This is a genomic window from Thiosocius teredinicola (assembly GCF_002009425.1).
Lineage (GTDB): Bacteria > Pseudomonadota > Gammaproteobacteria > Chromatiales > Chromatiaceae > Thiosocius > Thiosocius teredinicola.
In genome coordinates this window covers 2,021,153-2,035,122 of sequence record NZ_CP019936.1, presented here as the reverse complement: position 1 = coordinate 2,035,122, position 13,970 = coordinate 2,021,153, and the positions used below count along the sequence as shown (strand labels likewise).

Annotated in this window: 13 protein-coding genes; 1 reads left to right on the top strand and 12 read right to left on the bottom strand. The window is 60.2% G+C overall.

What is annotated here, in order from left to right; translation table 11 throughout:
• Positions 1-77 precede the first annotated feature (77 nt).
• A complete protein-coding gene (locus tag B1781_RS09780; RefSeq protein ID WP_078119494.1) occupies positions 78-1,058 on the top strand; it encodes a calcium/sodium antiporter in 981 nt (326 codons plus the stop codon).
• 274 nt (positions 1,059-1,332) lie between these two features.
• On the opposite strand, the gene B1781_RS09775 is transcribed toward B1781_RS09780, so the two are convergent.
• The 12 genes from B1781_RS09775 to B1781_RS09720 all read right to left on the bottom strand — a co-directional run bounded on the left by B1781_RS09775 (position 1,333) and on the right by B1781_RS09720 (position 13,875).
• On the bottom strand, positions 1,333-2,046 hold the full coding sequence (locus B1781_RS09775; RefSeq protein ID WP_078119493.1) for a PEP-CTERM sorting domain-containing protein: 714 nt from the start codon (positions 2,044-2,046) through the stop codon (positions 1,333-1,335).
• A 330-nt stretch (positions 2,047-2,376) separates the two neighbouring features.
• Positions 2,377-5,481 (bottom strand): efflux RND transporter permease subunit, encoded by a 3,105-nt coding sequence (locus B1781_RS09770; protein WP_078119492.1) that lies wholly within the window; start codon positions 5,479-5,481, stop codon positions 2,377-2,379.
• The gene (locus tag B1781_RS09765; protein ID WP_334223944.1) at positions 5,478-6,536 is read right to left on the bottom strand and encodes an efflux RND transporter periplasmic adaptor subunit; all 1,059 of its coding nucleotides are present in this window, start codon (positions 6,534-6,536) and stop codon (positions 5,478-5,480) included. Before B1781_RS09765 ends, B1781_RS09770 begins: the two co-directional genes overlap by 4 nt.
• A 272-nt stretch (positions 6,537-6,808) precedes the next feature.
• Entirely contained in the window at positions 6,809-7,390 is a 582-nt protein-coding gene (locus tag B1781_RS09760) for a beta-class carbonic anhydrase (RefSeq protein WP_078119490.1), read from the bottom strand.
• Between the two features lie 127 nt (positions 7,391-7,517).
• A complete protein-coding gene (locus B1781_RS09755; protein ID WP_078119489.1) occupies positions 7,518-8,009 on the bottom strand; it encodes a hypothetical protein in 492 nt (163 codons plus the stop codon).
• 144 nt (positions 8,010-8,153) lie between these two features.
• The gene (locus B1781_RS09750) at positions 8,154-8,561 is read right to left on the bottom strand and encodes a hypothetical protein (protein WP_125931998.1); all 408 of its coding nucleotides are present in this window, start codon (positions 8,559-8,561) and stop codon (positions 8,154-8,156) included.
• Between the two features lie 176 nt (positions 8,562-8,737).
• The gene (locus tag B1781_RS09745) at positions 8,738-8,980 is read right to left on the bottom strand and encodes a hypothetical protein (protein WP_078119487.1); all 243 of its coding nucleotides are present in this window, start codon (positions 8,978-8,980) and stop codon (positions 8,738-8,740) included.
• A 110-nt stretch (positions 8,981-9,090) separates the two neighbouring features.
• Entirely contained in the window at positions 9,091-9,336 is a 246-nt protein-coding gene (locus B1781_RS09740) for a DUF3144 domain-containing protein (protein ID WP_078119486.1), read from the bottom strand.
• 11 nt (positions 9,337-9,347) lie between these two features.
• Complete coding sequence (locus B1781_RS09735; RefSeq protein WP_078119485.1) at positions 9,348-9,926, bottom strand: flavodoxin; 579 nt, start codon at positions 9,924-9,926, stop codon at positions 9,348-9,350.
• Positions 9,927-10,121: 195 nt separating this feature from the next.
• On the bottom strand, positions 10,122-10,493 hold the full coding sequence (locus B1781_RS09730; protein ID WP_078119484.1) for a Rieske (2Fe-2S) protein: 372 nt from the start codon (positions 10,491-10,493) through the stop codon (positions 10,122-10,124).
• On the bottom strand, positions 10,493-10,855 hold the full coding sequence (locus B1781_RS09725) for a hypothetical protein (RefSeq protein ID WP_078119483.1): 363 nt from the start codon (positions 10,853-10,855) through the stop codon (positions 10,493-10,495). The genes B1781_RS09730 and B1781_RS09725 overlap by 1 nt, the downstream gene beginning before the upstream one ends.
• A gap of 194 nt (positions 10,856-11,049) precedes the next feature.
• Positions 11,050-13,875, bottom strand: coding sequence for a 2-oxoglutarate dehydrogenase E1 component (locus B1781_RS09720; protein WP_078119482.1), 2,826 nt, complete (start codon positions 13,873-13,875; stop codon positions 11,050-11,052).
• Positions 13,876-13,970: the final 95 nt, after the last annotated feature.

Below are 13,970 nucleotides of genomic sequence, written 5' to 3'. Positions count from 1 at the left end.
ATCCGTTTGCACCACGCGCTCGGCCTGCCGGGCCACCTGCGCACCCACTGATCAACTTACAGGTTGCTGTTACCCAAATGCTCCTTGCCTCTCTCGCTATCGCCGCTGGCTTCGCGCTGCTGATCTGGAGCGCCGACCGTTTCGTCGAGGGTGCGGCGGCAACCGCGAAACATGCGGGCATGCCATCGCTGTTGATCGGCATGGTGATCGTCGGCTTCGGTACCTCGGCACCGGAGATGGTGGTCTCTGCTATGGCCGCCTTGGACGGCAATCCGGACCTCGCGATCGGCAATGCCGTCGGTTCGAACATCGTCAATACCGGCCTGATCCTCGGCGTGACCGCGCTGATCGCGCCGATTGCAGTGAACTCGAATATCGTCCGCCGCGAACTGCCACTGCTGCTCGCCATCAGCCTGCTGGCCGGAGCCTTGATGTGGGACGGCGACCTGACGCGCGCCGATGCTTGGAGCCTTCTGGCCGCCTTTTTCGCCCTGATCGGCTGGACCATCCACCAGGGCATGCGCCACCGCGAAGACGCGTTCGCCAACGAAATGGATCAGGAGCTGACGACGCACGCCATGCCCTTGGGCAAGGCGTTGTTCTGGCTGGCCGCAGGACTCCTGCTGCTGATCGTCAGCTCACGTATCCTGGTCTGGGGTGCGGTCAACATCGCCCATGCACTAGGTATCAGCGATCTGGTGATCGGCCTGACGATCGTCGCGTTCGGCACCTCGCTGCCCGAACTCGCGGCATCCGTCATTGCCGCCCGCAAGGGAGAACACGACATTGCGATCGGCAACGTCGTCGGTTCGAACATGTTCAACCTGCTGGCCGTCGTCGGCATCGCCGGCGCCATTGAACCGATGCCTCACATCGCGCCCGAGGTGCTGACACGCGACTGGTTGAGCATGTTCTTGCTCACGGTGGTCCTGCTGGTGATGGCGTACGGGTTTCGCGGCCAGGGCCGGATCAATCGATTCGAAGGTGTGTCGTTGTTGGTCGCATACGTCGCCTACACGGCCTACCTTGTGATACAGACGACCACGCCGGCAGCCTAGTCAGGCACGACTACGCACGAATCAGCGACCAGACGAAGAGAGAAGTTTCATGCGATACAACAGTGAACGAGTGTTCTTCTCGAGATGCTCGTAGGCGCCGCGGGCTGGAGGTCGCTCACCCAAAACACTCCCATCGGCCTTGCACCAACGGTCGACAAACACCCTTCACGTGGCTGGAAATATAATTCGGTCCACACCAAATGCCGTCGGCCAGCTACGGACATAACAAACCCCGCCGAAGCGGGGTCTGTTGCGTCGTACAGCGATGGAAACGTTACGCCATTCTGACCGGCTTGCGTCTATAGCCGATACCGGCAAGACCGAGACCGAAAAGTGCCAGCGTGGCAGGTGCCGGTACTTCCTGACCAAACCGCGAATCGTTATCCGTATCCTGGGTCATCAGGAAAGATGACCCTGTACCGCCGGCTACCAGGCCGGTGAAGTCAACACTCAATACATGGAAGAGGTCACCCACCGGAGCGGCACCGCCGACACTGATCACATTGGAATAGGTCGCGACAACCGCGGCGTCTGCAATAAGGTCAGTGGCGAAATCTTTACCTGCGTCGGAGCCAGGCGTTCCCAATGCTCCACCGAACGTCGTATCGAAGACCGTCAAGCCCGGTGTTCCATCCAGCACGAGCCCGGTAAGCAACCCGGCACCGGAATTGGTGAACGACCAGCTGAGGTCGCCAAAAGTGGTACCGCTCTGGGTCAGGCTCCAACCTGAGCCCGTGACGCCACCGCTACCCAGACCCGTATCAGCCCAGGCCAAAGTCTCGCTAATGCCGCCGGCAAAGGTCGCAGTGACCGACATTCCATCCATCATGTCACCGGTAGTCGAGAAACCCGTGAGACCGGGGACAGACACCGTGGTCGAAGCATCTTTGACTATCGTGGCAGCGTTAGCCTGAGCGACGCCAAATAGCAGTACGGCAGCGCCGGTGGCGAAACCCAGGTTTCTCGCGAAAGTCGTTTGGTCTTTCATAATCAATCAAGCCCTTCCTGCAGATTATCCATTTCAATCTAGATGCCGTTTAAGCAATTTGTACACCAGAATTTTATTCTTAAACTATTACAACACCTTAGAATTCTTGCACTTCGAGATCGAAACTGGTTTGTTAAAATTACTGACAGTGAATGGCACAACACTGTGCTACTCGAAGATCACGGACTCAATATTTATCGATGATTTATTGTGAAGCGGTTCACATTTATAACCGGTTCGCAAACGGGGTGGATGTCTGATAGATACACAGGGTGTGAAACGCTAAACCCGTGAGCCAACCTCGCGGTGATCTAGGTCGCTCTCTCTACTTCACTCTTTTCCCGCAAGCTCTACTTCCAAGCGCTGCTGTATCTGCTTCGGCGAACCCGTACGACGTGCAAACAGCTCGTAAGCCGTCGGCACGACGAACAAGGTGAACAAGGTCGCAGCCAGAACGCCGTAGAGAATCACGGTTCCGATCACGGTGCGTGTTTCCACCCCTGCCCCGCTCGACAACAACAACGGCAGTGAACCCGCCGCGGTGGTGATGCCCGTCATGACGATCGGCCGGAAACGGACACGCGTCGCTTCGATCAAGGCATCGTGCAGTTGCTCTCCCTGGTCGCGCAACTGGTTGGCAAACTCGACGATCAGGATACCGTTCTTGGCGGCCAAGCCGACCAGCATGATCAGGCCGATCTGACTGTAGACGTTCATTGTCAGGTCGGACAGCCACAAACCGAGCAAGGCACCCGCCATCGCCAATGGCACGGTCAACATGATCACGAAGGGATGTATCCAGCTTTCGAATTGAGCCGCCAGCACCAGGTAGACAACGACCACACCGAGTATCAACACGAATACGATCGATTGCGCGGTGGCCTTGAAGTCTTGCGACTGGCCCTTGTAGTCGACGATTACCTTACCCGGCAGGTTTTCCTTTACGAGGTTATCGAGGTAGCTGAGTGCCTCGCCGAGCGACACGCCATCCTTCAAGTTGGCTTCGAGCGTAATGCTGCGAACACGATTGTAGCGGTTCAGCTTGATCGAATCGGCGACCTCTTCCAGACGCACGACGTTGGCCAGCGGGATCAACTGACCGCTGCGCTGTGAACGCACATACAGGTTGTTCAGATCGGTCGGCGTGCGCTGATCGCTACTCTCGCCTTCGAGGATCACGTCGTACTCCTCGCCCTCTTCGATATAGGTCGTCACCCGCCGCGAACCGAGCATGGTCTCGAGCGTGCGACCTATCTCACCGACGGTTACACCGAGATCGGCGGCGCGATCGTAGTCAATCGCGACCTGCAACTGCGGCTTGGTCTCCTTGTAGTCCCAATCGACGCCTTCGAGGCCGGGGTTGGATTCCTCGATCTTGGCGAGCAGGATATCCCGCCACTCGACCAGTTCGGCATAGGTTCCACCGCCGATCACGAACTGCACCGGTTTCTGGATGCGTGCGCCGAAGCCCTGGCGCATCACCGGGAAGGCGCGCACCCCGGACAGATCACCAAGCCTGCCGCGTACGTCGTCCATGATCTCCCATGCGGAGCGGCGTGAGTTCCAGTCGCTGAGCACGTTGATGACGATACCGCTGTTGAAGATCTCGAAGTTGCTGAAGGTGCGCGGTGCGCGCACCAACAGGCGTGTGACCTCGCCGTTCTCCACCAACGGCATCAGGCGCCGCTCGATCTCGTCCATGTATTCCTTCATGTATTCGTACGATGCACCTTCGGGCCCGTTGACCAGCACGAAGAACGCGCCGCGGTCCTCCTTCGGTGCGTATTCACCCGGTATCTGCTCGATCAGCCATTGGGTGGCGAACAACATCGCAACGAACACCAGGCCGACAACCCACTTGGCACGCAATGCGCCTTTGAGTACGGCGAGATAGCCGTCGCGCAACTTGCCGAACACCTTGTCGACGCCGCGGGCGAGACTGGCCTTGCCGGCATCCTGCGGCAGAATCTGCGACGCCAACATCGGCGACAAAGACAGTGCAACGAAACTGGAAAAGCCCACTGCCGCCGCCATGGTCAGCGCGAACTCGGAGAACAGACGGCCGACATCGCCTTGCAGGAACGCGATCGGCACGAAGACGGCCACCAGCACAATCGTCGTCGCAATGACCGCAAACGCGACCTGGCGGGAACCGCGATACGCCGCCACCAAACGCGTCTCGCCATACTGTTCCATGCGGCGGTGGATGTTCTCGAGCACCACGATCGCATCGTCGACGACCAGGCCGATCGCCAGTACCAGCGCCAGCAGCGTCAGGATGTTGATTGAAAAGCCCAGCATCCACAGCACCAGGAAGGTCGCAATCAACGACACCGGTACCGTGACGGCAGGCACCAAGGTCGCGCGCACGCTGCCGAGGAAGATAAAGATCACCAACACCACGAGACCAATCGCGATCGCCAGCGTCTTGTACACCTCGTCGATCGCACCCTTGATGAACACCGAGGTATCGTAGCTCTGCTTGATCTGCATGCCTTGCGGCAGTGAGGGGTTGATGCGCGCCATCTCCGCCTTGGCTGCCTCGGCAACCTCGATGGTGTTGGCCGTCGATTGCTTGATGATGCCGATGCCCACCATCGGCACACCGTTGCCGCGGAAGAAGGTGCGGGTTTCCTCGGCGCCCTTTTCGACCCTGGCGACGTCACCCAGTCTCACCAGGTAGCCGCCGTCGCCGCGCGCGAGCACCAGCTTGGCGAAGTCATCGGCGTCGCGGAACGAGCGCGCGACACGCACCGTAAACTGACGGTCGACCGAATCGAGGCTGCCTGCCGGTAGCTCGAGGTTCTCGGCACGCAGGGCACTCTCCACGTCGCTGACCGACAGCCCACGCGCTGCCAAGGCCTTGCGGTCGATCCAGATACGCATGGCGAAGGTTTGGTCGCCACCGACACGCACCCGGGCAACGCCGTCGAGCACAGAGAAACGATCGACCAGATAACGTCGTGCATAGTCGGAAAGCTCGGGCACACTCATGCGATCGCTGACCAGGTTCAGCCACATGATCACGTCTTCGTTGCTGTCGACTTTCTGTATCTCCGGCGGATCGGCCTCGTCCGGCAGGTCGTCGAGCACGGTCGACACCCGGTCGCGCACATCGTTGGCCGCGCCGTCGATATCGCGAGATACATCGAATTCGATCGTGATTGCCGAACGGCCATCCTCGCTGGTCGACTCGATGAACTGGATGCCCTCGACGCCGGCGATGCGATCTTCGATCACCTGGGTGATGCGACTCTCGACCACGTTGGCAGCGGCGCCCGGATACACCGTTTCGACCGATACCACCGGCGGATCGATATCCGGGTACTCACGCAATGGCAGGCGATCGAAGGCAACCAGGCCGAAAGCGATCAACAGTAACGACATGACCGATGCGAACACCGGCCGGGTGACCGACACATCGGACAGGATCATGGCGTTTGCTCCGCCACTCCTACCTTGGGTTTCGCCCCCAGCATGTCGCCGAGCGACTTCGAGCCATCGTCGACCGCTTTCACTTCAACCAGCTGTCCTGGACGCACACGGATAGTCCCGTGGGTGATCACCAGATCGCCGTCCGCGATGCCGGACAACACCTCGACCTCACCCGGGCGTCGCGAGCCGATCTGGATCTGGCGTCGCTCGACCTTGTGCGTGTCGTCCTGCTGCGTGGCCACGAATACGTACTGCTCACGCCCCACCGGCATCAGAGCGGCCTCGGGAATCACGATGGCCTGGCGGGCGTCTTTGCGCAAATCGACCTGCATCAGCATGCCCGGTTTGAGCAACCGCTGATCGTTCGTCAGCAGCACCCTGACCTGCACCGCACGAGTCACCGGGTCGACGCGGGTGTCGACGCTGTGTACCTCACCGGAAAACTCGCGATCACCGTAGGCCCTGGTCGTGGCGGTAACCGGCAGGCCCGGTTTGAGTGTCGACAGATACACGCTCGGCACCGACAGGTCGAGCTTCATGACACTGTCATCGTCGAGCGTGGTAATGACATCGCCCGGCTCCACCAGCGCACCGACACTGATGTTGCGTAGGCCGACCACACCGGCGAATGGGGCCTTGATCAAACGATCGGTCAGGCGGGATTCGATAGCGACAAGACGCGCCCGCGCCGTCTCCAATTCGCGTGCACGCTCATCGAGCAACGATTTCGCCGCCGTGCCCTGCACCGCCAGCGACTGTACCCGACGGTATTGGCGCGACGCTTCCTGCACCAAGGCCTGGGTCTCCTTGAGCTGCGCATGCTCCTCGGCGCTGGTCATCTCGACCAGTACCTTGCCGGCCACCACGCGATCGCCGTCGTCGAAATGCAGTGCGCTGATCTTTTCAGTGACCGAGGCCGTCAGAGCGACGGATTCGTTGGCACGCAGGGTGCCGAGTGCTTCGATCCGGTCCGCGAAGGGCACGCTGCGTGCCGCGGCGACAATCACCGGCGCCGGCGGCGGCGCACCATCGGCGGCACGACCTGGCCCGACCAAGACACACAGAGCCAGAGCCCCACCCCAAAAACCTGACCTTGATTTCACGTGGCGCCTCGACCAGCTCGTTATTGGTATTGACCAGGCACGGACTATAGCGCACCGGCGGCATTAGAAGATGGGACCGGCAGGGGCTGCGATGGTTCGCCGGCGTCGGAGACAAATGAATCGATCGGGCGCCTTTATGGCCGCACGGTTTGCAAGGTAAAGAGAAGACGAGTGACCCGGATTCGCGGCTTCCCTGCCGCCAGACATATCGTTCAGATGATGACTCAGCTCGGACGACCCGCGGCCGTCGCCTCTGCGACCTCGTTCAACTTGCCGGTCTTGCAGTCGTAAACGTACCCGTAGATTGGAATCTCTTGCGGCACCATCGGACTGTTGCGGATGCGTTTCACGTCGTCGACCACGCTCTGCGCGAGATTGCTGATCGTCAGCCATTGGATAAACTTGCCGTCGGTCGTGCCCTCACCGTTGCCGCTATCGTGCCAGCCGCTGGCGTCGACCGTCGATGTCTTCAGGCTGCTGGCCAGCAGATCGCCCATCACGTCGTTGGTGAAAGTCTCCATGCCACAATCGGTGTGGTGAACCACAAACCACTCCTTGGTACCGAGCAGCTTGTACGAGATCACCAGCGAGCGGATGGCGTCATCGCTGGCGCGTCCCCCGGCATTGCGGATGACGTGCGCATCGCCCTCGGCCAGGCCCGCGTACTTGGCTGGGTCGAGTCGCGCATCCATACAGGTGAGAATGGCGAAATGTCGGGCAGGCGGCATCGCCAGGTTGCCCTTGTCGCCGAAACTCGACACGTATTCGGCATTGGCGGTCATTACTTCGTCTACGATCTTACTCATTACTCTCCTCCGATAATCCACCGCCTGTCGGTTCGATAGAGAAATGGCGGTGGTTATTGAAAGCTAGCAGAGATCGCCGATTGTGCGAGAGCGCGCCGGCGCAACGCCGCCGGGCCGGACGCCGAGTCTACTCGTTGCCGAAACAGTCGAGGCGGCGGAAGAAGTTTTCACTGTCGATGTAATGGCTGCCGTCACACGAGAAGGTCATGCCGATCATGCCATTGATGCGATTGATCGACGCGCTGCGCAGGTAGATCTGTTCGTCCGTCAGGCGCAGGCGCTTGAACTCAGCGAGAACGCGGTCGAGGTCGGCGATTGCGATGCGCGGTTTACGGCCCTCGTACGACAGGCTTGGCAACGAAGGGAGGAAGTGGTCGTCGAACACCTCCTCACGCACATAGACCCGGTAGCTGTAGGGGTCGTCGTAGAACCAGCAGGTCAATTGCGACGACGAGAAGTGCGCCTTGACGTGATAGGCACCCTTGTCGACGAACAACTGGTGCATGATGCCAAACACACTGTCGAGCTGCTCATCGAACAGGCTCTGAGCGCGCGTCTGCTCAAACAGAAACGCCCTGACCGACGGGTCGCCTTTGACTTGTAACCACCGCTCCGGCATGGCCTGCTCTCCGCGTTGTGTGTTGACCGCGACTCTCGCGCGGCCAACCTTATTCTGGCAGAACGAAAGGCAAGCATACCCCGAAAACACCGTCGTAATTGCCGACGTTTAGATACGTGGTCGGCGCGGTACCCGGCCGGCCGGCTAACGACGGTCGCTCGCCGAACGCTCACGCTCGATCAGCAAGCGATGCGAAGGCAGTAACAGCAGGCGGTAGTCGCGAAAATCTTTGTTCAGCACCGACTTCACCGCCCAGATCCCGGCCGGCACGCTGAACAGAAGCATCAGGGTGTTGATGATCGCGCTGATCGGCCATTCACCGCCCACGTAATTCAAATAGGTTGCCGCCATCGATCCGACGGCCAATACCGACAACAGGGTAACCACCACCGTGCGCCAGGCGATGCTCCACCAGATACGCAGGCCGACCGCCCAGCCGATTTCGAGGCCGCCATGCAGTAGCAGGTATTCTAGATCGACGCGGTTTTCGAGTTGGGGCAAACGATCGGCGTGTGCATGCGGGGATTGCCCCCGGCGATCTCGGTAATCCACTGGAACTCCTTTCCGTTTTGCGCGCCAATCCTTTTGGCGCAGACCATCTCGACGGGTCGAAGGATATCGCAGCGCAACCGGGATAGCGACAAGCACAGGCCATGCTAAGGAACGACGCTCCCAAGGTAAAAACATGACATTCAGGGTGGCAATGCAAGAAAGCGTTAAGGTTTGCGCTAGCGTGCGTTATCCATCAAGCCGTAAAGGCGTTGCCACTCGGCCTGCAACGAATTCTCCGGCATCTCCTCGCCGGCGCGCTGGTACCAATATGAGGCGTTTCCCATATCGCCCTCGGCGCGATGCAGGTAGCCGTGCACGAGACATGACGACCGGTCTGACGCCTGTTGCACCAAGCGATGGGCTTCATCCCACTTGCCCACGCGTGCCAGTTCAAGTGCGTGTTTATGATCTATGGACATCCGCTACCCCTGGACCATCAACCGTTGTCGTCCTGCGCCGGCCAATCGGCGCAGCCGGGTTGTTCAACCCGGCCGGTTTGCCAGCGTGTCAATTGTAGCTTCGATTGCGCTCAGTGTGAGGCAGCGAGTTCCGCCAGGTTTTCTTCCAACATCTTGCGGTATTGATCGCAAAGAAAATTCACCGCGCGACTGCGCGTGTCGTTGTCGTCGGTGCCATCCACGGCATTGAAAGCGTTGTAGCGGGCGGCGGCATACATAAAGGCTGCACTAAGCATCGGCACCGCCCAATCCTCGCTGAGTTGATTGGCGAGATTGATGAATTCATCGGCGACTTCGTGAAAGACTTCTTCTTGCATTTGGAACAACCTCAGGCATTGGCACGAACCGGTGTGACATCACCGGCGAAAAGCTCATCGACGATCTGGTCGAGCCAGGTATCGATACGTTCGTCGGTCTTCAGATGCTGCAGGTGCTGATCCAGCACCAGCCCGACAAAGCGCCCGTCGATCACGGCGCGCGATGTTTCGAATTCGTAGTCGCCCGCATCCCATGCACCGATGACGTCGGCGCCGCTCGCGGTAACGACATCGTAAAGATCACGCAGTCCATCGACGAAGTGTTCCGGGTAACTCTCCTGGTCACCCAGGCCGTAGAGCGCCACCGTTCTACCCGACAGGTCGGCGGCGGTCAGTTGCGGCAGGAATTCAAACCAGCTTTCTTCGGTGTTGCGATTCGGCTTGCCCGGCAACACACCTTTGCCGTAGGTCGGCGTGCCCAGGATCAGGCTATCGCAGCCGAGCAGGTCGTCGATACCGACGCGGTTGATGTTGATCGGCTTGGCGACCGCATCGTCACCGAGACGCTTCTTGAGATTCTTGGCGATTTTCTTGGCGATCAGCCGAGTCGTACCCGAGTCCGTTCCGAAAAAGATCCCGACCTGCTTCATGAAGTGCTCCGAGTTGCTTGGTACGAGGAGCCATATGCTCCCTAAGCACGTCGTTGCAATTACCGAACCAGCTCAGAAGCGAGCTGCCAAGCTGTTGATTTCAAATGCTTGCGCGGGTCAGCGATCGGGCACGTGCGGCGACAAAGCAGGCCGACGCCCGGCGATTGTCGCAATCCTTACAATCCCCGTGCGCAGTCAGGCCGGTGTGATATGGCAGCGTCCGTGTTTCTCGATCAGAAAGATGGTGCCGTCGCGCTCGTCGATCTTCAGCGCAGTCAACGACTCGCCGGCGCAGATATCGCTGCGGCACATCCCGGTGTCCGGTTCGTAGATCAGGCCATGCATCGTGCAGCGGATGTACCTGCCCGACTCGTCGAATACATTGCACTGCTCGCAATCGAGTGTTCTGGGCATGTGCACGCACTGATTCAAGTAGGCGTAGGCGACCCCCTGATGGCGGACGACGATCGCTTTGCGTGCCTCACCGCGATACACCACGTCAAAGCCGACGTAGCTGTTATTGGCCAGCGCGCTCGATGCGCACACCGGTTGCGGTTCGCCGCGCATCAGGTGGTCCGCTCCGGCAGTTGGTCGAACAAGCCCTGCTGACGGATCGAGGCCTTGAAACCTTTCATGACCGGTCGTGACAACACGGTCTCGGCCAGCACGCGCTTTTCATAGATCCGGTTGCGCATCTCGTCGTTGAGATTGCCGCGTGCCTCTGCGATCAGCCGATGCATACCATCGTCGAACAATTCGCCGCACAACCCTTTGACCTGGTCGTAGAGCAAGGTCATGACGATCTTCTCTTCGGGATACATCTTGCACTTGCCGTCGAGAATCTTGAGCATCACGGTGGTTGCACAGTCGACATGGATCGGGGTCAAGGGGTGTTCGGCCACCCACCGGCCAACAGTGTCTGGGTTCATCACATTTCCTAGTGCGGCGCACGTTCGGCCCGAACGCGCACCGCAGGCAGCACGGGATTCAATGCCTGAGCACGAAGCAAGCGCTATGCCGATCTCCAAGGTGTTGATTTGGCGGGGATTCGCGTCCGCTCGTCACGCAATAACTGCGACAAGACCCGAGGCCTTGTCGTGAATCGCACAAGTGCTGCCGACGGCTACCAGTTCAGGTGATGCTCGTCGGTATCGTCCAGACGTTCACCAGGATCTTCTACCGGCTCATCGGACAAGGCCGCCTCGACCAGCGCCTGCTGCTGCATACGGTGCAGGGCTGCATTACCGCAGGCCGGCGATGCAGAAGGCGCACGACCGGCATAACCCAGGGTCTGGTCGTCGCGCGTAAGCACACGCAGGTGATGCTGAATCTGATACCAGGCGCCCTGGTTACGTGGCTCTTCCTGGCACCAGACGATCTCCTGCGCCTTGGCGTACTTCGACAGCAACTCGCCGAGACGACGGCGCGGAAACGGGTACAACTGCTCAACCCGCATGATCGCGATGTCGTCCGCGCCGCGTTCGCGCCGTTCGACCAGCAGATCGAAATACACCTTGCCGCTGCACAGCACCACCCGTCGCACCCTGCCCGATTCGAGATCATCGATCTCGGGCTGCACGACGGCCAGCGCTCCATTGCTCAGGGCATCCAGCGACGACTTGGACAGCGGATGACGCAACAGGCTCTTCGGCGTCATAACAACCAACGGTCGGCGAAAACGCCGCTTGATCTGGTCACGCAGCAGATGGAAGAACTGCGCCGGCGTGGTCGGTACCCAGACGCGCATATTGAGTTCGGCGCACAACTGCAGGAAACGTTCGAGGCGCGCCGAAGAATGCTCCGGCCCCTGACCTTCGAAGCCGTGCGGCAGGAACAAGGTCAACTGACACAGGCGCTCCCATTTCAGGTAACCGCTGGCGATGAACTGGTCGATGACCATCTGCGCACCGTTGGCAAAGTCGCCGAACTGCGCCTCCCAGATCACCAGGGTGTTGGGCATCGAGGTCGCGTAGCCGTACTCGAAACCCAGTACCGCAAGTTCAGACAGAATCGAGTTGATGACCTCGAAACGTGGCTGTCCTTCGAACAGCTCGGTTAACGGAATATGCGTCTCGAAGTTGTTTTGATCGTGATAGGCGGCATGGCGGTGGGCGAAGGTTCCGCGGATCGAGTCCTGCCCCGACAGCCGCACCGCATGTCCTTCCTTGAGCAGGGTCGCATAGGCCAGTATCTCGGCCATACCCCAGTCGAGCGGCTGCTCGCCCGCGAGCATGCGATGCCGCTCTTCGACGACCTTCGCCACGCCGCGCTGCAACTCAAATCCATCCGGCACGCGGATGGCACGCTCGCCGAGTTCGCGCAGGCGGTCGATCGGTACCTGGGTATTGACCATGTCGCCCGGTCGGGCGTTGAGGTACTGCTCCCAGTGCGCCTCGTAGCCGGTCCGCGAGCCATGCAGAAACTCCCGCACCACCACCTTGCCGTGCTCCAACGACTGGCGGTACGCCTCGGCCATCTTGTCCGGCTCGGTAGCGGCGATCAGCCCTTCTTCGACCAGGCGCTTGGCGTACAGGGTGCGCGTCGTATCCATGTTGCGGATACGATGGTACATCTGCGGCTGCGTCATCATCGGTTCGTCGGCTTCGTTGTGCCCCTGGCGTCGGTAGCAGACCAGGTCGATGACCACGTCGTTGTGAAAAGTCCGGCGGTAGTCGAGCGCAAGCCGGGTGACGAACAGTACCGCGTCCGGGTCATCGGCGTTGACGTGAAAGATCGGGGCCTGAATCAGCTTGGCGACCTCAGTGCAGTACAGCGTCGAACGCGCCTCCTGCGGATGACTGGTGGTGAAGCCGATTTGGTTGTTGACCACGATGTGCAGCGTACCGCCGGTCCCGTAAGCCGGCGTCTTCGACAGGTTCAGCGTTTCGGTGACCACTCCCTGGCCGATGAACGCCGCATCGCCATGCACGATGACCGGCAGGACCAGATCGGTCGCATCCTCTTCGTGACGGTCCTGGCGCGCACGACAACCGCCCTCGATCACCGGGCCGACGATCTCGAGATGCGAAGGATTGAATGCCAACGACAGGTGCACCGGGCCGCCGGGCGTTTGGATGTTGGAATAGAAACCCTGGTGATACTTCACGTCGCCCGAGCCGCTGCGCTGGTCGCTGCCGTGACTCCCCTCGAACTCGGAGAACAACTCGCTGGGCGCCTTGCCCAGCAGGTTGACCAGCACGTTCAGGCGACCGCGGTGCGCCATGCCGATCACGATATCCGTGATCCCACGTTGACCGCCGCCCTGCACGATCTCGTCGAGCAACGGGATCAGTGAATCGCCGCCTTCGAGCGAGAACCTTTTCTGGCCGACGTAACGACGGTGCAGGAAGCGTTCGAGCCCTTCGGCGGCAGTCAGATCGCGCAACGTATCGATACGCACCGCCGCGCTGTGTTGGTCGGCCCAGTAGCCGCGCGTCGATTCGAGGCGGCGCTCGATCCAGCGGCGTTCATCCGATGCCGAGATATGCATGTGCTCGCTGGCGACGGTACTGCAATAGACACGCTCCAGCGCATCGATCACCTCGGTGACCGGCAATGGCCGCTCGGCATCGATCGAGACGACATCGATCTCCTGCGCCAGGGCCTGCTCGTCGAGGCCGTAGTATTCGGGTGTCAGCTCTTTTGGCCGCGGTCGTTCCGTCAGGCCGAGCGGATCGATATCGGCATGCAGGTGGCCGAGCATGCGATAGGCCATGATCAGGCGTTCGACACCGGTCAGCGGGTCGGCGATGACGCCCGGCTGGGTCGGGACCGTGCCCGGCGCCCCGTTGCTGCCTGCCCCTTGTTCGAAACCGTAGAAAAAGCTGCGCCACTCAGGCGCGACACTCTCCGGTGAATCACGGAAGGCTTCATAGAGTTGATCGATATACTCGGCGTTCGCGCCACTGAACCCGGCATCGCGGCGCAGATTATCCAAGGACTTATTCATGTTCTGGTCGACCGAAATGCAAGCTGGCTACCATGCCGTTGCGGCGGAAGCGGGACGCATGCCCTCGCTGAAAGGATAAAACAAGCGTAGCGGAA

What these genes read in the sequence shown, in the direction of transcription:
- B1781_RS09780 (WP_078119494.1), top strand. Translation starts at nt 78, where the DNA reads ATGCTCCTTGCCTCTCTCGCTATCGCCGCTGGCTTCGCGCTGCTGATC.
- B1781_RS09775 (WP_078119493.1), bottom strand. Translation starts at nt 2,046, where the DNA reads ATGAAAGACCAAACGACTTTCGCGAGAAACCTGGGTTTCGCCACCGGC.
- B1781_RS09770 (WP_078119492.1), bottom strand. Translation starts at nt 5,481, where the DNA reads ATGATCCTGTCCGATGTGTCGGTCACCCGGCCGGTGTTCGCATCGGTC.
- B1781_RS09760 (WP_078119490.1), bottom strand. Translation starts at nt 7,390, where the DNA reads ATGAGTAAGATCGTAGACGAAGTAATGACCGCCAATGCCGAATACGTG.
- B1781_RS09755 (WP_078119489.1), bottom strand. Translation starts at nt 8,009, where the DNA reads ATGCCGGAGCGGTGGTTACAAGTCAAAGGCGACCCGTCGGTCAGGGCG.
- B1781_RS09745 (WP_078119487.1), bottom strand. Translation starts at nt 8,980, where the DNA reads ATGTCCATAGATCATAAACACGCACTTGAACTGGCACGCGTGGGCAAG.
- B1781_RS09740 (WP_078119486.1), bottom strand. Translation starts at nt 9,336, where the DNA reads ATGCAAGAAGAAGTCTTTCACGAAGTCGCCGATGAATTCATCAATCTC.
- B1781_RS09735 (WP_078119485.1), bottom strand. Translation starts at nt 9,926, where the DNA reads ATGAAGCAGGTCGGGATCTTTTTCGGAACGGACTCGGGTACGACTCGG.
- B1781_RS09730 (WP_078119484.1), bottom strand. Translation starts at nt 10,493, where the DNA reads ATGCGCGGCGAACCGCAACCGGTGTGCGCATCGAGCGCGCTGGCCAAT.
- B1781_RS09725 (WP_078119483.1), bottom strand. Translation starts at nt 10,855, where the DNA reads ATGAACCCAGACACTGTTGGCCGGTGGGTGGCCGAACACCCCTTGACC.
- B1781_RS09720 (WP_078119482.1), bottom strand. Translation starts at nt 13,875, where the DNA reads ATGAATAAGTCCTTGGATAATCTGCGCCGCGATGCCGGGTTCAGTGGC.